The 24,443-nt window shown below is 65.3% G+C and carries 16 protein-coding genes and 1 tRNA gene; 10 read left to right on the top strand and 7 right to left on the bottom strand.

Going from position 1 to position 24,443, the window contains the following annotated elements; all coding sequences use genetic code 11:
• The first annotated feature begins 87 nt into the window (after nt 1-87).
• Nucleotides 88-2,688, top strand: a complete 2,601-nt coding sequence (glgP, locus tag AC1DVN_RS02915; protein WP_070797077.1) for an alpha-glucan family phosphorylase — start codon at nt 88-90, stop codon at nt 2,686-2,688.
• A 68-nt stretch (nt 2,689-2,756) separates the two neighbouring features.
• Here the strand turns inward: glgP and AC1DVN_RS02910 are convergent, their stop codons facing one another.
• From AC1DVN_RS02910 to AC1DVN_RS02900, 3 genes are read right to left on the bottom strand one after another with little or no spacing between them, the layout of a single operon-like run.
• Nucleotides 2,757-4,805, bottom strand: a complete 2,049-nt coding sequence (locus AC1DVN_RS02910) for an ATP-dependent DNA helicase (RefSeq protein WP_019749155.1) — start codon at nt 4,803-4,805, stop codon at nt 2,757-2,759.
• Between the two features lie 9 nt (nt 4,806-4,814).
• Complete coding sequence (locus AC1DVN_RS02905; protein WP_020970037.1) at nt 4,815-5,462, bottom strand: isochorismatase family protein; 648 nt, start codon at nt 5,460-5,462, stop codon at nt 4,815-4,817.
• Nucleotides 5,459-6,799, bottom strand: a complete 1,341-nt coding sequence (locus AC1DVN_RS02900) for a nicotinate phosphoribosyltransferase (protein WP_477993367.1) — start codon at nt 6,797-6,799, stop codon at nt 5,459-5,461. The genes AC1DVN_RS02905 and AC1DVN_RS02900 overlap by 4 nt, the downstream gene beginning before the upstream one ends.
• A 121-nt stretch (nt 6,800-6,920) precedes the next feature.
• Here AC1DVN_RS02900 and clpS point away from each other — a divergent pair, with 121 nt between their 5' ends.
• From clpS to rdgB, 7 genes are all read left to right on the top strand, one after another.
• Complete coding sequence (gene clpS / locus AC1DVN_RS02895; RefSeq protein WP_029255695.1) at nt 6,921-7,232, top strand: ATP-dependent Clp protease adapter ClpS; 312 nt, start codon at nt 6,921-6,923, stop codon at nt 7,230-7,232.
• Nucleotides 7,233-7,288: 56 nt separating this feature from the next.
• Nucleotides 7,289-7,879, top strand: coding sequence for an oxidative stress transcriptional regulator AosR (aosR, locus tag AC1DVN_RS02890; protein ID WP_020908274.1), 591 nt, complete (start codon nt 7,289-7,291; stop codon nt 7,877-7,879).
• Nucleotides 7,876-8,943 (top strand): P1 family peptidase, encoded by a 1,068-nt coding sequence (locus tag AC1DVN_RS02885; protein ID WP_477993365.1) that lies wholly within the window; start codon nt 7,876-7,878, stop codon nt 8,941-8,943. Before aosR ends, AC1DVN_RS02885 begins: the two co-directional genes overlap by 4 nt.
• A gap of 92 nt (nt 8,944-9,035) precedes the next feature.
• The gene (locus tag AC1DVN_RS02880) at nt 9,036-9,695 is read left to right on the top strand and encodes a rhomboid family intramembrane serine protease (RefSeq protein ID WP_020970033.1); all 660 of its coding nucleotides are present in this window, start codon (nt 9,036-9,038) and stop codon (nt 9,693-9,695) included.
• 97 nt (nt 9,696-9,792) lie between these two features.
• On the top strand, nt 9,793-10,551 hold the full coding sequence (locus tag AC1DVN_RS02875) for a cyclic nucleotide-degrading phosphodiesterase (RefSeq protein WP_007733274.1): 759 nt from the start codon (nt 9,793-9,795) through the stop codon (nt 10,549-10,551).
• Nucleotides 10,552-10,603: 52 nt separating this feature from the next.
• The gene (rph, locus tag AC1DVN_RS02870) at nt 10,604-11,389 is read left to right on the top strand and encodes a ribonuclease PH (RefSeq protein ID WP_003945332.1); all 786 of its coding nucleotides are present in this window, start codon (nt 10,604-10,606) and stop codon (nt 11,387-11,389) included.
• A 3-nt stretch (nt 11,390-11,392) separates the two neighbouring features.
• On the top strand, nt 11,393-12,001 hold the full coding sequence (rdgB, locus tag AC1DVN_RS02865; protein ID WP_060939695.1) for an RdgB/HAM1 family non-canonical purine NTP pyrophosphatase: 609 nt from the start codon (nt 11,393-11,395) through the stop codon (nt 11,999-12,001).
• Nucleotides 12,002-12,064: 63 nt separating this feature from the next.
• Here rdgB and AC1DVN_RS02860 read toward each other — a convergent pair whose 3' ends face one another.
• Both AC1DVN_RS02860 and AC1DVN_RS02855 read right to left on the bottom strand, forming a co-directional pair.
• Nucleotides 12,065-12,445: a DUF3817 domain-containing protein gene (locus AC1DVN_RS02860; protein WP_003945334.1), complete on the bottom strand. Its 381-nt coding sequence runs from the start codon at nt 12,443-12,445 to the stop codon at nt 12,065-12,067.
• Nucleotides 12,442-12,849, bottom strand: coding sequence for a hypothetical protein (locus AC1DVN_RS02855; protein ID WP_060939706.1), 408 nt, complete (start codon nt 12,847-12,849; stop codon nt 12,442-12,444). The genes AC1DVN_RS02860 and AC1DVN_RS02855 overlap by 4 nt, the downstream gene beginning before the upstream one ends.
• 209 nt (nt 12,850-13,058) lie before the next feature.
• Here AC1DVN_RS02855 and AC1DVN_RS02850 point away from each other — a divergent pair, with 209 nt between their 5' ends.
• A complete protein-coding gene (locus AC1DVN_RS02850; protein WP_060939696.1) occupies nt 13,059-13,778 on the top strand; it encodes an aspartate/glutamate racemase family protein in 720 nt (239 codons plus the stop codon).
• 57 nt (nt 13,779-13,835) lie between these two features.
• Here the strand turns inward: AC1DVN_RS02850 and AC1DVN_RS02845 are convergent.
• Nucleotides 13,836-13,917 (bottom strand) — tRNA-Leu (locus AC1DVN_RS02845).
• A gap of 73 nt (nt 13,918-13,990) precedes the next feature.
• Nucleotides 13,991-14,707 (bottom strand): hypothetical protein, encoded by a 717-nt coding sequence (locus AC1DVN_RS02840; protein ID WP_060939697.1) that lies wholly within the window; start codon nt 14,705-14,707, stop codon nt 13,991-13,993.
• A gap of 419 nt (nt 14,708-15,126) precedes the next feature.
• Between AC1DVN_RS02840 and AC1DVN_RS02835 the strand changes: the two genes are divergently transcribed.
• Complete coding sequence (locus AC1DVN_RS02835; protein ID WP_477993361.1) at nt 15,127-24,438, top strand: fatty acid synthase subunit beta domain-containing protein; 9,312 nt, start codon at nt 15,127-15,129, stop codon at nt 24,436-24,438.
• Nucleotides 24,439-24,443: the final 5 nt, after the last annotated feature.

Here is a 24,443-nt window from a genome sequence, read left to right as displayed (position 1 = left end):
ACGAATTCGGGTCTGTCGGTGGTCAGGTCGGCTCGGGCGTTCGGTTCCACCGGACAGAGTGCAAGGAACTCGACTAGGGTTCGCGGGGTGAAAGCCTTGCGTCGGTTCACTGTCCGAGCCCACATTCCGGAGCGCCTCGCCGCGCTCGGCCCCCTGTCCACCAACCTTCGGTGGTCGTGGCATCCCGAGACACAGGATCTGTTCTCGCGACTCGACCCCGAACTCTGGCAAGCAGTCCAGTTTGATCCAGTCCGCATGCTCGGGGAAGTCAACCCCACCCGTCTCGACGAACTCAGCAGTGACGAGGCATTTCTCGGTGACCTCGACACTGCAGCAGCCGATCTCGACGCCTATCTGAGCACGCCGCGCTGGTATCAGTCCCAGCAGGCCAAGGGCACATCGTTGGCCGGCGGAATTGCGTACTTCTCCATGGAGTTCGGAGTCAGCGAAGTTCTGCCCAACTACTCCGGCGGATTGGGCATCCTCGCGGGCGATCACCTCAAGGCCGCGTCCGACCTCGGGCTGCCGCTCATCGGAGTCGGACTGCTCTACCGATCCGGCTACTTCCGCCAGTCACTGACTGCCGACGGTTGGCAGGCCGAGCACTACCCGCCGCACGACCCTCAAGGGTTGCCTCTTCGTTTGCTGACGGACGCAGGTCCGGCGTCCGACGACGGATCGCCGGTCGTCATTCACGTCGCCATGCCCGGTGGCCGAGTGCTGCGTGCGCGAGTGTGGATCGCTCAGGTCGGACGAGTGCCGTTGCTGCTGCTCGATTCCGACATCGCCGAGAACGACGCGGATCTGCGCGGCGTCACTGACCGTCTCTACGGTGGGGACCAGGATCACCGCATCAAGCAGGAGATCCTCGCAGGTATCGGCGGCGTCCGTGCGGTGCGTGCCTACACCGCGGCGTACGGATTGCCCGATCCCGAGGTTTTCCACATGAACGAGGGGCATGCCGGATTCCTCGGCATCGAACGGATTCGGGAACTTGTGACCACCAGCGGTCTGGACTTCGATTCGGCTCTGGCCGCGGTCCGCGCCGGAACGGTCTTCACGACGCATACTCCGGTTCCCGCCGGAATCGACCGGTTCCCGGCGGATCTGGTCCGTCACTACTTCGGCGGAGCGAACGGCGAGAACGAATCGAGTTTGCTTCCCGGACTGACCGTCGACCGCATCGTCGGGATGGGGCGCGAATCCGATCCGTCGATCTTCAACATGGCGCACATGGGTCTTCGCCTGGGCCAGCGAGCCAATGGCGTCTCGAAGTTGCACGGCATCGTCAGTCGCGACATGTTCAACGGTCTCTGGCCGGGATTCGACGCCGACGAGGTGCCGATCGGATCTGTCACCAACGGTGTCCACGCTCCGACGTGGGCTGCGCCGGAGTGGATGGACGTGGCCAGGCGGATCGTGGGGCAGGAGCAACTCGAAGAAGCGCGCGGTTGGGAGCGCCTGCACGAGTTGTCGGCCACCGAACTGTGGGAAACACGTAATGCGTTGCGCGGCAAGTTGGTCGACGAAGTACGTCGTCGCGTCCGAGCGTCGTGGCTCGAACGCGGCGCAACCGAAGCTGAACTCGGCTGGACCACTGGAGTTTTCGATCCCAACGTCTTGACAGTCGGATTCGCCAGGCGCGTTCCTACGTACAAGCGGTTGACGCTGATGCTCCGTGATCCCGAGCGTCTGCGTGCGATGTTGCTCGACGAGAAGCGTCCGGTGCAGTTGGTGGTGGCCGGTAAGTCGCACCCCGCCGACGACGGCGGTAAGGCACTCATCCAGCAGGTCGTACGGTTCGCCGACGAAGCGGATGTGCGTCACCGCATCGTCTTCCTGCCCGACTACGACATGTCGATGGCCCGGTACCTCTACTGGGGCTGCGACGTGTGGCTCAACAACCCACTTCGCCCACTCGAGGCGTGCGGCACTTCCGGCATGAAGTCCGCGCTCAACGGTGGACTCAACCTCTCCATTCGCGACGGATGGTGGGACGAGATGTACGACGGCGAGAACGGGTGGGCCATTCCGACGGCCGACGGTGTTCTCGACGACGTGCGGCGTGACGATCTGGAAGCCAGCGCCCTCTACGAACTTCTCGAGCACGCGGTACTGCCGACGTTCTACGACCGTGATGCAGCCGATCTGCCGACGCGCTGGGTCGAGAGGGTTCGCCACACTCTCGAGAATCTGGGCCCGAAGGTGTTGGCATCACGCATGGTTCGTGACTACGCCGTCGACTACTACGCCCCTTCGGCGGAATCAGCTCGAGCGGTAGTGGCGGACGATTTTGCCGGCGCGCGTGAGGTGGCCGAGTTCCGTCGTCGCATCGAATCACAGTGGCCGTCGGTCGCCGTCGAGCAGGTGGACGGTTCCGGCTTGCCGGACACTCCGGAGATCGGTGCGACCATCTCGTTGAAGGCCAAGGTCCGCCTCGGCGGCTTGTCGGTCTCGGATGTCCAGGTCCAGGCAGTCCTGGGACGCGTCAGCCCGGGCGAGGAGCTCACCGACGTGGTGACGTTCCCGATGACACACTTCGGCGCCGAGGACGGAACCGAGATTTTCGAAGCCGAGGTTGCGCTTCCGGTCTCCGGTTCCGTGGGATACACCGTGCGGGTGCTGCCGCATCACCGGTTGTTGGTCGATGCGTCCGAACTCGGGTTGGTGACCACTCCGAGCGTCTGACGTATTGCATTCTGCCCCGGTCCGTTCGGTCGGTACCGGGGCAGAATTGTGTCCGCGTGAGAACTGGCTCAGGGACGTGAGTCGCGGATGCGGGTGAGCGCCTTGCGGACGACTTCGGGGTTGGTCGTCTCCCAGAAGGGCGGCAGCGATGCGCGAAGGTAACCCGCGTATCTCGCCGTGGCCAGACGCGGATCGAGCACGGCCACCACGCCCTTGTCGTCGGTGCTGCGAAGCAGGCGACCCACACCCTGTGCCAGGAGCAGCGCCGCGTGATTGGCCGAGACGCTGAGAAAGCCGTTACCGCCATGGGATTCGATGGCTTGCTGACGAGCCATCAACAGTGGATCGTCCGGGCGCGGGAACGGAATCCGGTCCAAGATGACGAGGCTCAGCGATGGGCCAGGGACATCGACGCCCTGCCACAGGGACAACGTGCCGAACAGTGACGTGGGTTCGTCCTTGGCGAAGGCCTTGACGAGGGTGCCGGTGGCGTCGTCGCCCTGGCACAGGATCGGGGTGTCGAGGCGTTCGCGCATCGCCTCCGACGCGGCTTTGGCGGCGCGCATCGAGGAGAACAAGCCGAGGGTGCGTCCGCCGGCGGCCTCGACGAGTTCGGCGATCTCGTCGAGATAGACCGGGGAGAGGCCGTCGCGGCCGGGCGTGGGCAGGTGGCGGGCAATGTAGATGATGCCGGCCTTGGCATGGTCGAAGGGCGACCCGACGTCGAGTGAGTTCCAGCGGAAAGCAGAAGCGTCAGAAGGTGCTTCAGTGCCGATGGCGGTACCCGAGTCGGGTCGCACCGACGATTCCGCAGGAAGGCCCCAGTTGACGGCGAGACCGTCGAACGATCCGCCGACGGTCAGCGTCGCGGAGGTGAGAACGACGGTGGATTCGGCGAACAGTCGCGAGCGCAGCAATCCACCGACGGAGAGCGGAGCCATCCGGACGGAGCGCCGAACCGATCCGCGGAACTCGTCCGAGGACAGCCAGACGACGTCCTTGCGCTTGGCCGGGTCTGGTTCGTCGAAGGCGGTGAGAATACGCACGGCACTGTCGTGGACGTCGTCGACGGACGAGAGCGCAGCGTTGCGGGCTGCAGCGGCTTCGGGGTCTGCGGCTGCCATGCCCGGTTTGGCCGGACCGATCGCGGTGCGCAGCGACCAGGCCGCGTCGCGTATCGCCGCCAGTGCGGGCGCCGCACCGTCCGGGAGGCCTTCCCATCGACCTGGACGCAATTCCTCGAGGAGTCCCGCCCAACCCTCGCCGGCAGCTTCGAGTCGGTCGGCGTCCTGCTCTTCGGCGATCTTGCCGCAACGCCTGGCCGCGGCACTGATCGACGAAGCTGTGAGATCGGCCGTGGCAACACCGGTGACGCGGTCGACCAATTCGTGGGCTTCGTCGATCACCACGACGTCGTGGTCAGGGAGAATCTGGATGCCGGTGATGGCGTCGATAGCGAGCAGCGCGTGGTTGGTGACGACGACGTCGGCCTTCGACGCCTCGACACGGGCGCGCTCGGCGAAGCAGTCCTCACCGACCGGGCATTGGTTCTTTCCGATGCACTCGCGGGAGGTGACGCTGACCTGCCTCCACGCCTGATCGGATACGCCCGGTACCAATTCGTCACGATCACCGGTTTCGGTGTCGGACGACCATTCGGTGAGGCGGACGACCTCCCGGCCCAGACGCGAGACCGTGAACGGATCGAACAACTCGTCCTCGGGCGGCTGTTCGGACGCGCCGGTGTGGATCTTGTTCATGCACAGGTAGTTGTTGCGGCCCTTGAGGATTGCGAACTCGGCGCGCCGGCCGAGTGGCTTCTTCAGTGCATCGGCGAGCCGTGGCAGATCTCGATCGACGAGCTGGCGCTGAAGCGCGATGGTGGCAGTGGACACGACCACAGTGCGCCCAGACTCGACCGCATGGCGCAGGCTCGGAACGAGGTAGGCGAGTGACTTACCGGTACCGGTGCCGGCCTGGACGGCCAGATGCTCGCCCGTGTCGATCGAGTGCGCCACGGCCGACGCCATCGTCAGCTGACTGGTTCGTTCGGCACCGCCGAGCGACCGCACCGCTGTCTGGAGCAGTTCGGGAACGTTCGGGAGTTGATCGGCCACCCACGAAGGTTAATGGATCCCTACGTCAGAAACGTCCACGGATGATTCCCGGGGTAGTTCCCCGGCATTCGAGTCTTCTTCCGACGACGCCTCGTCTCGCCCGATCAGCTGCACTCCCGCCTCCTGCATCTGTACCAATGCCGACTCGATCGTGGCAGTCGACACACCTGCGGTGAAGGGGAGAAGGACCGTCGTGGCGAATCCGGCGCGCGCCGCGTCGATGGCCGTGGCCTTGACACAGTGATCTGTGGCAATGCCGATCACGTCGACGTCGGTGATCTGGTGGGCGCGGAGCCAGTCCTCGAGCGTCGTGCCGTCCTCGGCTGCTCCTTCGAAACCGGAATAGGCCGCGCTGTAGGCGCCCTTGGAGAAGATCGCCGAACCGGCGACGGAAGCGTCGAACGCCGGGTGGAACTCGGCGCCGGCCGTCCCGACGACGCAGTGAATCGGCCAACTGTCGACGAAGTCTGGGGTCTCGGAGAAATGCGCCCCAGGATCGATGTGGAAATCGCGAGTCGCGACTACGGCGTCGTACTCGTGGGAGTTGACGAAATCGTTGACGGCCGCCGCAACCGCAGCACCGCCGTCGACCGCGAGAGCGCCACCTTCACAGAAATCGTTCTGAACGTCGACGACGATCAGTGCTTTAGCACTCACTGGTGCTCACCTCCGGAGAATCGAACGGGTACAGCCGAGTCTCCGCGCGAGAGCTTGAGTCCTTCCCACGGCAGGCTCACGAGCCCGGCCTTCAGAACTGCGCGGCTCTCTTCGAGCGTCGGTGCGCTCTCGACGACCTTGCCTTCGCGAACCAACGGGATCAGCAGTTCGGTCGCGCCGTCCGCCTCGAAAACCGGAGCGGGCGAGCCGGCAGGGTAGATGACTTCTTCGACGATCGTTCCGGTCGGGCGAACCACGCGCAGTGCCTTCTTGGCGCCGCCGCGAGATGCCTTGTTGGTGCTTCTCTTCTCGACCGCGATTCCGTCGACCTCGACCAGCTTGTAAACCATGCCTGCGGTGGGCGCGCCCGATCCGGTGACCAGTGAAGTACCGACACCGTACGAGTCGACGGGTTCGGCGCGCAGAGCTGCGATCGCGTACTCGTCCAGGTCGCCTGAGACGACGATGCGTGTCTTGGTAGCACCGAGATCGTCGAGTTGTTGGCGTACCTGACGAGCAAGAACGCCGAGATCGCCGGAGTCGATGCGAACCCCACCCAGCTCGGGACCGGCAACGGCGACAGCCGTTTTCACACCCTCGGTGATGTCGTAGGTATCGACGAGCAACGTGGTGGATACGCCGAGTGCCGCGACCTGACCGCGGAATGCCGCTGCCTCGTCCGGACCGTCTTCGGTGGTGTGCAGGAGAGTGAAGGCGTGCGCACTGGTACCTGCGCTGGGTACGTCGTGACGCCGCGCGGCTTCGAGGTTGGAGGTGGCGTCGAAGCCGGCGAGATACGCGGCACGTGAAGCGGCGACGGCGGCCTGTTCGTGTGTACGACGCGAGCCCATCTCGATCATCCGTCGACCGCCCGCTGCGCTCACCATGCGGGCTGCGGCCGAAGCGATCGCGCTGTCGTGGTTGAGGATCGAGAGAATCAAGGTTTCGAGGATGACGCACTCGGCGAACGTTCCGCGGACCGAGAGGATCGGTGAGCCGGGGAAGTAGAAATCGCCCTCGCGGTAGCCGTCGATGTCACCGGAGAATCGATAGTTGCGCAGCCACTCGACGGTCGTGTCGTCGAGAAACTTCGCAACGATCGCCAGTTCCGGTTCACCGAACCGGAACTGCTCGAGTGCGTCGAGAAGGCGTTCGGTACCGGCGACGACGCCGTAGCGACGACCGTCTGGCAGCCGCCGTGCGAATACCTCGAAACTGCAGTTGCGGAAGGCAGATCCGTCGGCGAGAGCCGCCGAGAGCATGGTCAGTTCGTACTGATCGGTGAGCAGTGCGGTGCTGGCACCGGCGTCGCGGATGTCGGAAATTTGCGTAGGCACGCACACAACTCTATGCGCGAGACGACGTGGGTGGGTGTTGTCGCCTCTCGTCGCGCCGTACCCTGGATACATGGTTTTCGGCGGCGCGACCGTGTCCGGCACTTACTCGGCGAACGTAACGATGAGAGGCGCTACGGCTTCTTCTCCTCAAGCCACGCCCGAGCAGTCGGAGGCTGTTGCGACCATCGAAGCCGCAGATCGGCCCTGGGTGACCATCGTCTGGGACGACCCGGTCAATCTCATGCATTACGTGACTTACGTGTTCCAGAAGTTGTTCGGTTACAGCAAAGCCAAGGCCACCGACCTGATGATGCAGGTCCATTCGGAGGGCAAGGCCGTGGTCTCGAGCGGTTCGCGCGACAAGATGGAGGCCGATGTTCGTCGCCTCCACGCTGCCGGTCTCTGGGCCACGATGCAACGCGACGACACCTGAGAAAAGTACTTTTTCGACCGATTTGTTCGCCTAACTCGTAGACGGGAGTCCGACGCGTGCGGACGTGGAGTAGGAAGAGTTCACTCGGCGGAGTGAAGTTCAAGTCCGAGATGGACGGCCACGAGGCGGCGGTTCTGCGCTCGCTCGTGGAGTCGGTGGCCGGGCTTCTCGACGAGCGCGCGTCTTCGGCGCCGCAAGACGAGCTCGCCGCGCTGACGGGCCTTCGTACCGGAAATTCGGAGACACCCGACAATCCGGTGTTGGCGCGTTTGCTTCCCGACTTCCAGCGCACCGATCCGGACAAGGTCGCTCCGGACAGTGACGATCTCGACGACGCCGGCGCCAATGTCAACGGCGCGCTGCGCAGTTTGCACGAGCCCGAGATCATCGATGCCAAGCGTGAGTCCGCTCGCATGTTGTTGGCTTCGCTTCCGGAGGCCGGCGGCAAGGTCGTTCTCACGCAGGAACAGGCCGATGCGTGGCTGTCCTCGCTCAACGACGTCCGTCTCGCGCTCGGAACCAATCTCGGCATCGACGCCGACACCCCGGAGAGCCTCGAACCCGACGACCCGCGCGCCCCGCATCTCGACGTCTATCACTGGTTGACGTGGATGCAGGACTCCCTCGTCCAGGCGCTCATGCCATGACCACGACGCGGACCGGGCCCACTGATTCACTGACAGATGTCGCCGGCCTCGCTGTCGGCCATCACCACAAGGTCGACGAGGGAGCCACTCTCGGAAGCGGCGCGGCCACCGGCTGCACGGTCGTGCTCGCGTCGGCCGGTGTGGTTGCCGGAGTCGACGTCCGCGGCGGCGGTCCGGGTACCCGCGAGACCGACCTACTCGACCCGAGCCATTCGGTCCAGCAGGTCAATGCCGTGCTGTTGACCGGCGGTAGTGCCTACGGACTTGCCGCGGCCGATGGAGTGATGCGCTGGCTCGAGGAACACGATCGCGGGATCGCGATGGGTGCTCCTGGTCAGGTGGTACCGATCGTGCCCGGCGCCGTGATCTTCGATCTGCCGGTGGGGGACTGGACCGTTCGTCCGACCGGAGACTTCGGATTCCTCGCTGCCGACACCGCTTCGCGCGAATTCGCCACGGGCACGGTCGGCGCCGGCGTAGGTGCCAGAGCCGGAGCGCTCAAGGGTGGGGTGGGAACGGCCAGCGTCGTGATCGCCGACGGCCCGGCCGAGGGTACGACGGTCTCCGCGTTGATCGTGGCGAACCCGGTGGGTTCGGTCTTCGATCCGAGAACAGGCTTGCCGTGGGGCGTCGGCTCGGACGGGGCGGAGTCGTTCGGGCTCAGGCTTCCCGACGCGTCCGAACTCGCGGCGGCCAACGCCGTTGCAGCCAAGGGAACAGTCCTCAACACCACGATCGGTGTGGTCGCCACTGACGCCGCCTTGACAAAAGCCGGGTGCCGACGCGTCGCCGTCGCAGGGCATGACGGTCTGGCTCGTGCGATTCGGCCCGCGCATTCGCCGCTCGACGGCGACACGATCTTTGCGCTCGCCACCGGCGATCACACTCCGAATTCGGAGATCGCGGTTCCGGCCGCTTTCCCGAACGATCTGCCGATACTCGACGCGGTGTGTGCCGCCTCGGCGCAGGTCGTCGAACGTGCGATCGTCACAGCGATTCTCGACGCCACGTCGGTAGCCGGAATCCCGAGCTACCGCGAACTCCTTCCGTCGGCATTTCTCTAGGCAGCACTCCTGGAATCGGCGGTAATCTCGAATTGAGCCTGGTCGCGAGTGACCGAATCAGAAAACCGGATCGACGGCGGAGGACGCACACGATGACGATGGATTTCAACAATCCGGACTTCGGCACCCGGACGCCGGCACCGAAATCCGGTCCGCCCTCGGTGTGGAAGCAGTCGGCCGTGTTGGTGGGCGGCTTCGCGATCCTGCTCTACGTGATCGAGATCGTGGATGTCATCTCCGGTCAGAACGTCCAGAACGCCGGCGTCACCCCGCGCACGCTCGACGGCCTGTGGGGAATCCTGTTCGCCCCGGTCCTGCACGACGACTGGGCTCACCTGATTGCCAACACCATTCCGGTCCTGATCCTCGGGTTCCTCGTGCTGGTGTCGGGCATTGCGCGCGGACTCGCGGCGACCGGCATCATCTGGGTGATCGGCGGTGTCGGGACCTGGTTGTTCGCCGGCTCGAACTCGAATCACGTCGGTGCGTCCGTGCTGATCTTCGGCTGGGTCACCTACCTGCTGGTGCGCGGGTTCTTCACGCGGAGCTTCACACAGATCCTGATCGGCGTTGCCGTCTTCGTCGTGTACGGCGGAGTGCTGTGGGGCGTTCTCCCGAGCGATCCACGGGTTTCCTGGCAAGGACATCTGTTCGGAGCGATCGGCGGCGTGGTGGCAGCCTGGGCGCTGACGTCGGGGGAGAGGGCCAAGCGCGCAGGGTCGGCGCCGGCCGTCCGACCACCGAGTTTCTGAACGGACGTGGGTCACACCCTCGCTGCGGTGTGACTTCGACGCGCCAAAACCACCAAGAGCTTTTTTCCAGACGGGTAGACGTGGCAGCATGACCGGTATGCGCATGACCGTCCTGGGGTGTTCCGGCAGCGTCACGGGTCCGGATTCACCGGCTTCGGGATACCTGCTCACGGCACCGGGAACTCCGCCGCTCGTGATCGACTTCGGCCCGGGAGTTCTTGGGGCGTTGCAGCGATACGCCGATCCGGGCGAGGTGACGATCCTGCTTTCGCACCTTCATGCGGACCACTGTCTCGACATGCCCGGCCTGCTCGTCTGGCGTCGCTATCACCCCAACCCACCGGTCGGGCGGGCTCTGGTTTACGGCCCCACCGACACGGCCTGCCGCATCGGAGTGTCCTCCGCCGAGTGTGCCGGCGAGATGGATGACATCTCCGACACCATCGACGTCCGGCTCTGGGCCGAGAACGAGCCGGTGACGTTCGGAGAACTGAGCGTCGTCGCCCGTCGGATGAATCATCCTCCCGAGGCTTACGGTTTCCGGATCACCGGCGCCGACGGCCGCGTGCTCGTCTACACCGGTGACACGGGTATGTGTGACAACGTCGTCGAACTCGCCCGTGGAGCGGACGTGTTGCTCTCCGAAGCTTCGTGGACCGACAGTCCGGATCGCCCCGAGGGAGTTCACCTCTCCGGTAAGGAAGCCGGCCGTGTGGCTGCCCTCGCCGGCGTCAAGGAACTTCTCCTCACGCACATCCCGCCGTGGACCTCCCGCGAAGACGTGATCGCCGAAGCGAAATCCGAATTCTCCGGACCAGTCCATGCCGTCTCCGCCGGAAGCGTCTACGACATCTGATTCCCCTCACATTCGATGCAGTGCCGACCGGGCGACCGCTAGGCTCACGAAGGTGACTACACGAGAAGACGGTAGGGCGGACGACGAGCTCCGCACGGTCAAGATCACCCGCGGGTTCACCAGTCATCCGGCCGGATCCGTTCTGGTCGAGTTCGGGAACACTCGCGTCATGTGCACGGCCAGCGTCGAAGAGGGTGTACCCCGCTGGCGCAAGGGCTCCGGCTTGGGTTGGCTGACAGCCGAATACGCGATGCTTCCCGCCGCCACGCACACACGCAGCGGCCGCGAATCGGTCAAGGGCAAGGTCGGCGGCCGTACGCAGGAGATCAGTCGACTCATCGGCCGATCACTTCGGGCCTGCATCGATCTCGCCGCGATCGGCGAGAACACCATCGCCCTGGACTGTGATGTTCTCCAGGCCGACGGCGGTACCCGCACCGCGGCAGTGACGGGGGCGTACGTGGCCCTGGTCGACGCCGTGACGTACCTGCGCGCAGCCGACCTGCTCTCCGACCCTCAGCCCATCTCGTGTGGCATAGCGGCAGTCAGCGTCGGCGTCGTGGACGGACGAGTGCGCCTCGATCTTCCGTACGAAGAGGATTCGCGCGCCGAGGTCGACATGAATGTCGTGGCCACCGATACCGGCACGCTGGTGGAAATCCAGGGAACCGGTGAGGGCGCCACGTTCCCACGCTCGACGCTGGACAAGCTGCTCGACTCCGCTCTGGCTGGTTGTGAGCAACTTTTCGAGATCCAGCGTCAAGCGTTGGCCGAGCCGTATCCCGGGGTGCTACCCGAACCGAAGAATCCGGAACCCAAAAAGAAGTTCGGTGCCTGAGCTGTGAGCGTACGAGTACTGGTTGCCAGCCGAAATGCCAAGAAACTGAAGGAACTTCACCGGGTGCTCGACGCCGCTGGAGTGAACGGAATCGAACTGGTCGGGCTCGACGAGGTGCCGCCGTTCCCCGAAGCCCCCGAGACCGGGGCGACGTTCGAGGAGAATGCACTCGCCAAGGCACGTGACGGCGCGGTGGCAACCGGAATGCCTTGCATCGCAGATGATTCCGGTGTCGAGATCGATGCACTCAACGGTATGCCCGGCGTGTTGTCCGCGCGATGGTCGGGCACTCACGGAAACGACGGCGCCAACACGGCGCTTGTCCTGGCTCAGCTGGGAGACGTGCCAGACGAGCGGCGCGGCGCGGCATTCGTCTCCGCTTGTGCACTGGTGATCCCCGGCGGCGACGAGACTGTCGTGCGCGGCGAATGGCGCGGGGTGATCGGCCGAGAACCAGCCGGCGACGGGGGCTTCGGATACGACCCCATCTTCCGTCCGGACGGCGACACCCGCTCTGCCGCAGAACTCACCCCGGCCGAGAAGGATGCGGCGTCACATCGAGGGCGCGCGCTCGTGCAGCTCGTTCCCGCGCTGGCGGCACTGGCCGGCTGAACCGAATTTCGAAAAGTAGAGCCCTGAACGCGTCTGCGTTCAGGGCTCTACTTTTCGAAACTCTCAGAGCTGATAAGCCTGCTTCACCTGGGCAGTCCGCTTGTGCTCGAACACGAACGACAGGAACGGGATCGTGCCGGCGAGCGCGGTGGCAACCGTCGTACCGGGCTTCCACCGGGCCTTGATCGCCAAGTCGATCGTGAACACGAGATAGAGCATGTAGAACAGGCCGTGGATCTGGCCGATGTAGAACAACCACGACGGTGCATCCGCCGAATTGTCGAGAATCAGGTACTTGTAGACCATCTCACCGGTCAGGAACAGCAGCCAGAGGCCGGTGATCCAGGCGAGAACGCGGTATCGGACGAGCGCCGACGCAACCTTCTTCTGCTTTTCTGCGTTGACTGCGGGGGTAGCGATGCTCGCTTCCGAACCGGTACTCACGTCGTGCTCCTATCGGACTCGCGAGCGGCGAGCTGCGCAAGGTAGTCGTTGTATTCCAGCATTTGGCGGGCTTCAGGGTCGTCGACGTCGAGGTTCACATCGTCGAACTCGGCCTGCGGGCGTTGCGGCAAGAGGTCGGCGGGAATCTCACGCGGCTCCGCGGCGGCTTCCTCGGCTTCGGCCTCTTCGGGGTCCACGTCTTCGAGCTGAACGAACTTGCGATACGCGTACACTACAAACGCCGCGAACAGCGGCCACTGGAACGCGTACCCGAGATTCTGTCCGGAGCCTCCGACGGCTTCGAAGCGCTCCCACTGCCACCAGCCGAGCGAGAGGCAGCCGGCAGCTGACACGATGACCAGCAGAATCAGCGCAGGTCGGCGTTTAGTAGCGTTCTTGGACACACTAAGACGGTACCTGAGAGCTATAGTGCCTCGCCCTGCGATCTCCGACACGGTGTCGTAGAAGCCGTGCCACGGCGTGTCGTAGAAGCCGTGCCACAGCGCCTGTGCGCTATGCCCATCCTCACCCGCAACGCCAGGCACTGAACACATTCTCCAGGCTGTGCTGCATCGATAACCTCGGGGCGTATCCGAAAGCAGGGGAGTGTTTCATGCACATCAGAGTGATTCGCCCGGTCATCGACACCACACTGACTCCGGCGGTGACAGCCGAGGTGGAGCACTGGGCGGCGCCCGGCACGACGGTCGATGTCGTGTCACTGCTCTCTGGCACGGCGAGCATCGAGTCCGAGTACGACGAGGCACTGGCCGGCCCCGGGATCGTGCAGCGGGTCGAAGAGGCGGCAGTCGACGGCGTCGACGGTGTATTCATCACGTGTTTCGCCGATCCCGGAGTGCATGCCGCCCGAGAGATCATCGACGCACCGGTGGTCGGCGGCTTCGAGCCGTCATTTCTGACAGCGATGAGTCTGGGCGATCGCGTCGGTGTCGTGACCATCCTGCCGAACGTCGTGCCGATGCTCCGATCGCTCACTCGGCGGTATGGGCTCGATAGTCGGCTGGGCAGTATTCGAGTCGTGGACATGCCGGTGCTGGGCCTCACCGATCGGGAGGAACTGATCGATCGACTGGCCGCTCAGGCGTCTGCGGCAGTGGAGAACGGCGAGGCCGATTCCGTCGTTCTCGGTTGCACCGGGATGCTCGGTGTGACCAGTGCGGTCCGAGACAGGCTGCATGGCAAAGGGATTCACGTTCCGGTTGTGGATCCGACGGCGTCGGCGATCACGTGGTTGGAGAGCTCGGTCCGTCTGGGGCTGACGCCGAGCCGGACGACGTACATGACCCCGCCGGTCAAGGCTCGAAAGCGCTGAGCCTGATCAAGAACTGAAAAAGCCCCGCCGGATCTGATCCGGCGGGGCTTTTCGTTGTGCGCGAGGGGGGACTTGAACCCCCACGTCCTGAGACACTGGAACCTAAATCCAGCGCGTCTGCCAATTCCGCCACTCGCGCGCGGAATTCAAACGATACGCGAGTGGAATCGCTCGTGGGCACACCACCCTGGTCGGGATGCGCCCGCCGGCTCTCAGGCCGTTTCGGCGAGTGGATCCGCTGCGGACGGCATGGTGGATTTCTTCGATCTGCGAGGTTGCTCGGCCGTGCGTTGATACCGCCACGCAGCGTGGGTGAGTGTCCGAACATCGACGTCGAGATGTTCGGAGACCGCAACTAGCAACTCGGCTGCGTCGGTGCTCGACAACAATTCCTCGCTACTGCTTGCTTCGGTGGCGAACCGTGCAAGTAGATCTATCGAAGTTGCCGTCAACTTCCCGGACAGGAACACCAGCGTCTCGAAGGTCCTGGGGCCCAGGCCTGGAACGGAGACGACTGCCGAACGGAGGCCTTCGGTGTCCTCGACGTCGGCACCGCACCGGCAACCGGCGTCGGCGAGCGCTTTGGCCGCACGAGCCGCACCCTCGGCTTTGGTGAAGTAGTTGCCCGGCACGCGCTGGCGATTGCCGAGAATCGTTGCGAGCTCGTCGCCACGGTCGGTGAAGGCGGCGAGAGCGGACAAGCTGTCGAGGTGTTCGCCTGCGGCTACCGAGCGGTGTGTGCGCCAACGGTCGAGGACGGCGCGGACTCCGGTCTTCGGTGTTCCGTAGGCGGCGCGCGACGAGAAGATCGCATCGAGAAGGGCGGCTTCGGACTCGCGCGGCCATCCCTGATTCCAATGCGGCCACGCCTCGCGCGGAAGCTCGGCGCCGATGAATTCGGCCGCTCTGACTACGTCTGTGTCTTTCATGATTTCTCCCCCCGAGAAGTCGTCCGGTGTGGACGCGCTGAACGTAGCGAGGGGGTCCGACAGATGGTGGCCCGGAACGCACGGGATCGACCGTCCGTCAAGGAGGTCACGAATTGGTAACAATAAATATGAGGGGTTCCTCAGGTTTCTGAAAATCCCGGTAACAGTCCCAGGCAGGGCGTTCGCGACCTACTCGCGAGTCACTTTCTCGAAGTCTCGTGAGGAAGATCACGGCCTCGAAAGTCCAGATTTCCAGGGTGCCGACAAACGTGAGGAAATCCTCATGATTCTGTGTAAACCTTGTCTTGCACGAACGCCCTGACTCCGTCGATTCTCTCGACGAATTCGCGAGCACTTCAGCCGGGCAGCACACCGCAAATCCCACCTCGCCGCAGAGGTGACCAGGAGAGGACGTACGCGTGACGATCGATGACACGACACCTACAGGAAACGGACGCGACTCGAAGGGTGGACGCCGTTTCGGCGTCGATGGGGGACAGTCCCGCACGACCAGCAAAGGTGCCCTCGTCGATTCGCTGAACAACGGCGTTTCCTACGCAATCGCTTTCGGTGGACAGGGCGCTCCCTGGCTCACCTCGCTCGAGGAGCTCAGCCGTGACAACGGCCTGGAGCCCGTTCTGACCGATCTGGTCAATGACGCAGCCGCACGCCTCGCGCCCGTCGCACAGGATCTCCTCGTGGTTCGCCCGGTCGGATTCGATCCGATCGCGTGGATGCTCGAAGCCGAGATCGTCGACGAAGAAGAAGGTGAGAAGTCGGCCGGGCCTTCCGCTGCCGCGCTCACCGCAGCTCCGGTGTCACTCCCCGGCGTCTTCCTCACGCAGCTTGCGGCGTTGCGTGCACTCTCCGCTCAGGGTCTGGATGTAGCCGGTAACCCGCCTGCTGCCGTCATCGGCCACTCGCAGGGCCTGCTGGCCACCGCTGCCGTAGCCGCGCAGGGCAACGACGACGGTGAACTCCTCGCCGTCGCACAGCTCGTCGGTGCTGCTGCCAGCCTGGTCGGCCGTCGCCGCGGCGTCATCGCCGGCGCCTCCGCGAAGCCGATGGTTGCGGTCTCGGGCGTCGATCCCGAGCGTCTCGCCGCCATCGTCGCCGAGCTTGCCGAGGGTGTTGCCCCCGAACGCGCGGCTGTCCTCGCCATTCGCAACGGCCGTCGCCGCGTCGTTCTCGCCGGACCGCCCGCTCAGCTGGCACGCGTGCAAGAGCGTTGCGAGCAGATCGAAGCCGAAGAAGCTCGCGAGCGAGAGGGCAAGAAGCGTGGCGGTTCCGTCTTCGCTCCGTCCTTCGATCCGCTCGACACCGAAATCGGCTTCCATCACCCAGCATTGGCCGAGGCCGTCGAACTTGTCGGCAGCTGGGCAACCCGTTGCGGTCTCGATGCCGACCGTGCGCGTGAACTTGCACAGGGTGTCCTCGTCGATCCGGTCGACTGGGTCGAGGCTGTCGACGGCGCAATCTCCGCCGGCGCCAAGTGGATTCTCGATCTCGGGCCCAGCGATCAGCTGACCCGTATGACGTCCTCTTCGCTGCGTGGGCAGGGCATCGGCATCATCGCCGCCGCCACCCGCGGCGGACACCGCAATCTGCTCACCCCCGGTGCTGCGCCTGAGGTCTCACGTTCGTGGAGCGAATTCGCGCCGAAGCCTGTTTCGCTTCCTGGTGGCCGCATCGGCGTCGAGACCGCGTTCACGAAGCTGACCGGTCGTTCACCCATCCTGCTCGCAGGCATGACGCCGACGACGGTCGACGCCAAGATCGTTGCCGCGGCAGCCAATGCCGGTCACTGGGCTGAGCTCGCCGGTGGCGGACAGGTCACCGAGGAAATCTTCGAAGACCGTGTCGCAGAGCTGAAGATGCTGCTCGAGCCGGGCCGCGCGGTCCAGTTCAACTCCCTGTTCCTCGACCCGTACCTGTGGAAGCTGCAGCTCGGTGGCAAGCGCCTGGTGCAGCGTGCCCGTACTGCCGGCGCTCCCATCGACGGCGTCATCGTCACCGCCGGTATCCCGGAACTCGAAGAGGCCGTTGCCCTCATCGACGAGCTGTCCGAGATCGGCATCACCAACATCGCGTTCAAGCCCGGCACCGTGGCGCAGATCCGCTCCGTGATCCGCATCGCCAACGAGGTTCCGAACTTCCCGGTCATCGTCCACATCGAAGGCGGCCGCGCCGGCGGACACCACTCGTGGGAAGACCTCGACGACCTGCTCCTCGACACGTACGCCGAGCTGCGTACACGTCCGAACCTGGTCATCTGCGTCGGCGGCGGCATCGGAACACCCGAGCGAGCAGCCGATTACCTCACCGGTCGCTGGTCTGCCGCAGCCGGTTTCCCGGCCATGCCCGTCGACGGCATCCTGGTCGGCACGGCAGCCATGGCGACTCTAGAGGCCACCACCTCTCCTGAGGTCAAGCAGCTCCTCGTCGACACGCCCGGTACACCGGATTGGGTCGGTGCCGGTACCGCCGAAGGCGGAATGGCCTCTGGCCGTAGCCAGCTCGGTGCCGACATTCACGAGATCGACAACGCGGCTTCGCGCACCGGACGCCTCCTCGACGAGGTTGCCGGCGATTCCGAGGCAGTGGCAGAGCGCCGCGACGAGATCATCGCCGCCCTCGACGTCACCGCCAAGCCGTACTTCGGCGACGTCGAGACCATGACGTACGCACAGTGGCTGCGCCGCTACCTCGAGCTGACCGTCGGTATCGACGCGGCGAAGGAATTCGATTGCGGCGCAGATCTTCAGGACGCCATCGTCGAGGCGACCTCGAGCCCGTGGCTCGACATCACCTGGCGTGCTCGCTTCGGCGAGATGCTCCAGCGCACCGAGGCGCGTCTGCACCCGGTCGACCGTGGCCCGATCCCCACACTGTTCGGCGACGCCGAGACTCTCGAGCGCCCCGAGGCTGCGATCTGCGCACTGCAGGCGTCGTACCCGGACTACTCGACGACGGTTCTGCATCCCGCAGACGTCTCGTTCTTCACCTCGTTGTGCAAGACGCCGGGCAAGCCGGTCAACTTCGTTCCCGTCGTCGACGGTGACGTTCGCCGTTGGTGGCGCAGCGACTCCCTGTGGCAGGCACACGATCCCCGCTACACCGCCGATCAGGTTTGTGTCATCCCCGGCACCGTTGCCGTCGCGGGCATCACCCGTGTCGACGAGCCGGTCGGTGACCTGCTCGATCGCTTCGAGAAGGCGACCTACGACGAATTGGTTGCTGCCGGAGCCGCTCCGGTTGCACTCGCGAGCCGTCGCCACCAGGATTCCGCACCCGGACTTCTCGACGCCGTCCTCTCCGCTCCCGACCTCCAGTGGGCAGGCCGCCTGACCCAGAACCCCGTCCGTCGCCTCGGCGACCTCGACGAGTGGAACGCAGAGTCTGCCGACAAGGCAGTTCACGGCACCACGGGGTCCAGCTTGACCGTCGTCGATTCCTCGCACGTGCTGCTCTCGGTTCCGTTGGTGGCAGACAAGTCGGTCGACATCACGATCACCATCCCCGAGTCCGTCGTGGACGGCGGCGCTCCGGTTGTCACCGAGGCAGACGCCGAGGGTGCGATGTCCGCGCTGCTGGCAGTTGCTGCCGGACAGGAACTTCCGACAGTCAAGAACGGAAAGGCCCGCCTCAACGTCGCGTGGGTTCCCGATCGCATCGCCGATCACGCCGGTGTCACCGGTTCCGGCCTGCCCACCACGCTCAGTGTCAGCGGCAAGGCTGTTCCGGACGTCGTCGTCGGAGCATGCTGGCCTGCAGTGTTCGCAGTCCTCGGCGCAGCCAAGCTCGACAGTCTTTCCGTTATCGAAGGCATGCTCGACCTGGTCCACCTCGACCACACCGTCGACTTCGTCGGTGAACTTCCCTCCGAAACAAGCATTCTCGTGGTCAATGCCGAGGTCGCCTCGGTTCTCGACACCGACCTCGGTCGCGTCGTCGAGGTCAAGGTCGAGGTCGGTGCCATGCTCGGCGAGGGCCTCGACGCCCCCGCAGTCGTCACCATGACCGAGCGTTTCGCGATCCGCGGACGCACCGGCGCTGGCGAACTCGCCGACCCGGCTCGCGCCGGTGGATCGATCAGCGATGCGGCTGTCGACACCTCGCGTCGTCGTCGCCGTGACGCGAAGATCCTCGCGCCGGTCAGCATGGGTGCGTTCGCTCAGGTTTCCGGTGACCACAACCCGATTCACACCTCCGACAACGCCGCTCTGCTGGCCGGCCTCGGAACCCCGATCGTGCACGGCATGTGGCTCTCCGCCGCAGCGCAACAGGTAGTCACCGCAGTCGACCCGGCCGAGACCCGCGTCCCGCCGCGCCGCCTGACCGCCTGGACCGCCCGCTTCCTCGGGATGGTTCGCCCCGGCGCCGAGATCGACGTCCGCGTCGACCGTGTCGGCATCGACCAGGGCGCAGAAATCGTCGAGGTCGGCTGCCGCATCGACGGCGAACTGGTGATGGTCGCCACCGGCCGCACTGCCGCACCGAAGACCGTCTACGCCTTCCCCGGCCAGGGCATCCAGCGCCCGGGCATGGGCCTCGACGCTCGTGCACGCTCCAAGGCCGCCCGCGACGTCTGGGAGCGTGCGGACAAGCACACCCGCAAGGCGCTCGGATTCTCGATTCTCGCTGTCGTGCGCGACAACCCGGTGACCGTCAAGGCGCGCGGTGTCGAGCACAAGCATCCTGACGGTGTCCTGCACCTGACTCAGTTCACCCAGGTGGCCATGGCCGTTCTCGGTGTTGCCCAGGTTGCCGAGCTGCGCGAATCCGGAACCTTCATCGAGGATTCCCTTCTGGCCGGTCACTCGGTTGGTGAGTACAACGCACTCGCTGCTGTCGCCGAGGTTTTCCCGCTCGAAGCACTTCTCGAGGTCGTCTTCCAGCGTGGCTCCGCCATGCACCAGCTCGTTCCCCGTGACGAAGCCGGTCGCTCCGACTACCGCATGGCTGCTATTCGCCCGTCGCAGATCGGTGTTTCCGACGACGACGTGCAGGGCTTCGTCGCCGGTGTCGCCGAGACCTCCGGTGAGTTCCTCGAAATCGTCAACCTGAACCTGCGCGGCAGCCAGTACGCCATCGCCGGTTCGGTAGCCGGTCTCGACGCACTCGAGGTCGAAATCGATCGTCGCCGAGCAGAATTCGGTGGCAAGCGGGCATACATCCAGGTTCCCGGCATCGACGTGCCGTTCCACTCCACCGTCCTTCGTGGCGGCGTGGCGGACTTCCGCGTGTGCCTGCAGGACTTGCTCCCGCACGACATCGATCCGGACATCCTGATCGGCCGCTACATCCCGAACCTGGTTCCGAAGCCGTTCTCGCTGCGTCGTGACTTCGTTCAGGAAATCGCCGACCTGGTGCCGTCCGAGCCGCTGCAGGAAGTCCTTGCAGATTTCGACAGCTACGCAACGCGCACTCACGAGTTGTCCCGCATCATCCTGATCGAGCTGCTGGCTTGGCAGTTCGCCAGCCCGGTCCGCTGGATCGAGACGCAGGACCTGCTCTTCGGTGACGAGTCCGAAGGTGGACTCGGGGTCGAACGCTTCGTCGAGATCGGTCTCGGCGCTGCCCCGACCGTTGCGAACCTCGCGTCGCAGACCCTCAAGCTGCCGGGCCGCTTCGGCTACCCGGTCGAGGTTCTCAACGTCGAGCGCGAAGCTGCGATCGTCTACGGCACCGACGTCGACCCCGCCGTCGATGACGACGACGAGATCGAAGCGCCTGCCGCGCAGGCTGCACCGGTTGCCGCGGCCGCTGCTCCGGTTGCAGCTGCTGCGCCGGCTGCACCCTCGGGTGGACCGCGTCCGGACGACCTCACCTTCAAGGCGCCCGACGCCACGAAGGTCCTGATCAGCCTGTGGACCAAGCTCCGTCCCGATCAGGTCGGCCCCGCCGACACGATCGAGGCACTGTGCGACGGCGTCTCCTCGCGTCGTAACCAGCTTCTGGTCGACCTCGGCTCCGAGCTGTCCCTCGGCGCCATCGACGGTGCCGCGGATGCCGACATGGGCTCCTTGGGAGCAACCGTCGACAAGCTCGCCCGTACGTACAAGCCGTTCGGACCGGTGCTCTCCGATTCGATCAACGATCACCTGCGCAAGGTCTTCGGCCCCTCGGGCAAGCGTCCCGGCTACATCGCCGACCGCGTCAAGAAGGTCTGGGAACTGGGCGACGGCTGGGCGCACCACGTCACCGCAGCAGTGGCTCTCGGTACCCGTGACGGCGCCAGCATCCGCGGCGGCGACCTCGGTGGCCTGAGCTCCGGCGCACTGGCCGACGCCGCAGCGGTCGACGCAGTCATCGACAGCGCAGTTGCCTCGGTCGGCTCTGCACGCGGAGTCAGTGTCTCGTTGCCGGCTACCGGCGGCGGAAGCGGCGGAACCGTCGACGCAGCCGCCCTGGGTGAGTTCACCGAGAACATCACCGGGCGCAACGGCGTTCTGGCCTCGGCTGCACGCCTGGTGCTCGAGCAGCTCGGACTGAACGAAGAAGCGGCAGTCGCGACGGTCGAGGACACCGAACTGGTCGACCTGGTCTCGGCTGAACTCGGCTCCGACTGGCCGCGTCTGGTTGCTCCGGCATTCGACGCACAGAAGGCCGTGCTGCTCGACGACCGTTGGGCAAGTGCGCGTGAGGATCTCGCTCGTATTTGGCTCGGTGACACCGCGTTGTCGGTCGAGAACTTCATCGGTGCCGGTTCCACCGTCGCCGCACAGGCCAAGTGGTGGGCCACCCGTGCAACCGACGAGGGCCGCACGGCGCTCGCCGAGGTCTACACCCGCATCGTTGATGCAGCCGTGACGACAGAATCCGACGCACCCGAGTGGGCAGGCGAGGTCGCAGTAGTGACCGGCGCCAGCAAGGGTTCCATCGCGGCAGCCGTCACGGGCAAGCTCCTTGCCGGTGGCGCAACGGTATTCGTGACCACCTCACGACTCGACGGTCAGCGTCTGGGCTTCTACCGCGACCTGTACCGCGAGAACGCTCGCGCCGGTGCCGCCCTCTGGGTGGTTCCCGCGAACATGGCGTCGTACACCGACGTCGACGCACTGATCGACTGGATCGGCAACGAGGCCACCGAGAACGCAGGCGGCGCAAAGAAGCTCATCAAGCCGGCCATGACGCCGACGATGCTCTTCCCGTTCGCAGCTCCGCGTGTCGGCGGCGAACTCTCCGACGCCGGCGCTCGCGCCGAAATGGAAATGCGCGTGCTGCTCTGGTCGGTGGAGCGCCTCATCGGCGGTCTGTCGAAGATCGGTTACGACAGCGATGTCGACACGCACCTGCACGTAGTGCTGCCCGGTTCGCCGAACCGCGGAACGTTCGGCGGCGACGGTGCTTACGGTGAGGCCAAGGCTTCGCTGATCGCCGTGGTCAACCGCTGGAAGGCCGAGCGGAACTGGGCCGAGCGGGTCACGTTGGCACACGCGGTCATCGGTTGGGTTCGCGGAACCGGACTCATGGGTCACAACGATCCGATCGTCGACGCGGTCGAAGCTGCGGGCGTCCGCACCTGGTCCACCCAGGAGATGGCGACCCAACTGCTGAAGACGGCAACCCGCGAGTCGCGGCGCGCTGCAGCAGAGGCTCCGCTCGAGGTCGACTTGACCGGCGGACTGTCCGAGGCCAACCTGGATCTGGGTGCATTGGCCAAGGAAGCTGCCGAGGTTGCCGAGATCGCCGAGGCTGTCGACGAAGCAGTGGACGAGTCCAGCATCCTGGCGCTGCCCACGCCGGCTCGCATCGACGACTCGGTCAAGGCTCCGAGCTGGCCCGAACTGGACGTCACCCCCGCGGACCTCGTGGTCATCGTGGGTGCCGGAGAGCTCGGACCCTACGGTTCCTCGCGTACCCGCTTCGAGATGGAGGTCGACGAGCAGCTCTCTGCCGCAGGCGTTCTCGAATTGGCGTGGAACACCGGACTCATCGTCTGGGAGAACGACCCCAAGCCGGGCTGGTACGACGTCGAATCCGGTGACCTGGTACCCGAGGCGGAAATCGCCGACAAGTACCACGACGCAGTCGTCGAGCGTTGCGGCATCCGTCGCTACGTCGACGAGGGCGCGATGATCGACAACACCGCTCCGCTGCTCACCTCCGTGTTCCTGGACAAGGATCTGAGCTTCGTGGTCGGCAGTGAGGCAGAGGCTCAGGCCTTCGTCGAATCCGATCCGGAGAACACGACGGCGACGGTTTCCGCCGAGTCCGGAGACTGGACAGTCACTCGCCGCGCAGGCACCGAGATCCGCGTCCCGCGCAAGATGAAGCTGACCCGTAGTGTCGGCGGCCAGATCCCGACCAACTTCGACGTCACCAAGTGGGGCATCCCCGCCGACATGGCAGATTCGGTCGACCGCGTCGGACTCTGGAACATCGTCGCAACGGTGGACGCCTTCCTCACCGGCGGCTTCACTCCGAGCGAACTGCTCCGCTGGGTACACCCGAGCCTGGTCGCCAACACGCAGGGCACCGGCATGGGCGGCATGACCTCCATGAGGAGCCTGTACATCGACACGCTGCTCGGCGAGAACCGTCCGAACGACATCCTGCAGGAAGCGCTGCCGAACGTCATTGCAGCGCACGTCGTTCAGTCGTACGTCGGCGGTTACGGCGCGATGGTTCACCCCGTCGCTGCCTGCGCCACGGCAGCGGTATCCGTCGAAGAAGGTGTCGACAAGATCCGACTCGGCAAGGCGCAGTTGGTTGTTGCCGGCGGGTTCGACGATCTGAGCACGGAAGGCATCATCGGCTTCGGTGACATGTCGGCAACTGCCAAGACCGAGGACATGCACGCCAAGGGCATCGAGGATCGCCGCTTCTCGCGGGCCAACGATCGTCGCCGCGGCGGATTCGTCGAGTCGGCCGGTGGCGGAACGATTCTCCTCGCTCGCGGTGACCTGGCACTCGAGATGGGCTTGCCCGTCCTCGGTGTGGTCGCCTGGGCCGGATCGTTCGCCGACGGTGTTCACACTTCGATCCCGGCACCGGGACTCGGAGCACTGGGCGCCGGACGTGGGGGAGCGGATTCACAGCTCGCACTCTCGCTCAACGCTCTCGGCGTGAGCGCCGACGACATCGCCGTGATCTCCAAGCACGACACCTCCACTGCCGCCAACGATCCCAACGAGGCAGAGCTGCACGAGCGCCTCGCCGGGGCATTGGGACGCAGTGAAGGTGCGCCGATGTTCGTGGTCTCGCAGAAGAGCCTGACCGGTCACGCCAAGGGTGGTGCCGCAGCCTTCCAGCTGATCGGGCTCTGCCAGGTACTGAGCCAGGGCATCGTCCCGCCGAACCGCAGCCTCGACTGCGTCGACGACAAGATGGCCGAGTTCGAGCACCTCGTGTGGGCACGTCAGCCGCTCAAGTTCGGTGATCAGCTTCCGCTGCGTGCCGGCCTGCTGACCAGCCTCGGCTTCGGTCACGTCTCCGGCCTGATCGCAGTCGTGCACCCGCAGGCATTCGTCGAGTCGGTTCCGGCCGACAAGCGCGCCGACTATGTTGCTGCGGCGCAGCAGCGGGCGATCGACGGTCAGCGCCGCCTCGCCAAGGCGATGTGCGGTGGCGACAGCCTTTACGAGCGCCCGGCGGATCGTCGCCTCGGTGCCGACGGAACGCCGGCCAAGGCGTCGCGTCAGCTCGAAGCGGACATGCTGCTGAGCGAGGACGCACGACTCGGCGCAGATCTGGTGTACCGCTCGAATCTGCCCGGCTGCAAGTAATAATC

The organism is Rhodococcus sp. P4_E4 (assembly GCF_056401575.1).
Note: the sequence above shows the minus strand (reverse complement) of the source record. Positions and strands in the feature narration are given on the sequence as shown.

Bases quoted from the DNA above. Each gene is read 5' to 3' on its own strand.
- AC1DVN_RS02850 (WP_060939696.1), top strand. From the start codon at position 13,059: ATGCACATCAGAGTGATTCGCCCGGTCATCGACACCACACTGACTCCG.
- AC1DVN_RS02840 (WP_060939697.1), bottom strand. From the start codon at position 14,707: ATGAAAGACACAGACGTAGTCAGAGCGGCCGAATTCATCGGCGCCGAG.
- AC1DVN_RS02885 (WP_477993365.1), top strand. From the start codon at position 7,876: ATGACCACGACGCGGACCGGGCCCACTGATTCACTGACAGATGTCGCC.
- AC1DVN_RS02880 (WP_020970033.1), top strand. From the start codon at position 9,036: ATGACGATGGATTTCAACAATCCGGACTTCGGCACCCGGACGCCGGCA.
- AC1DVN_RS02875 (WP_007733274.1), top strand. From the start codon at position 9,793: ATGCGCATGACCGTCCTGGGGTGTTCCGGCAGCGTCACGGGTCCGGAT.
- clpS (WP_029255695.1), top strand. From the start codon at position 6,921: ATGAGAGGCGCTACGGCTTCTTCTCCTCAAGCCACGCCCGAGCAGTCG.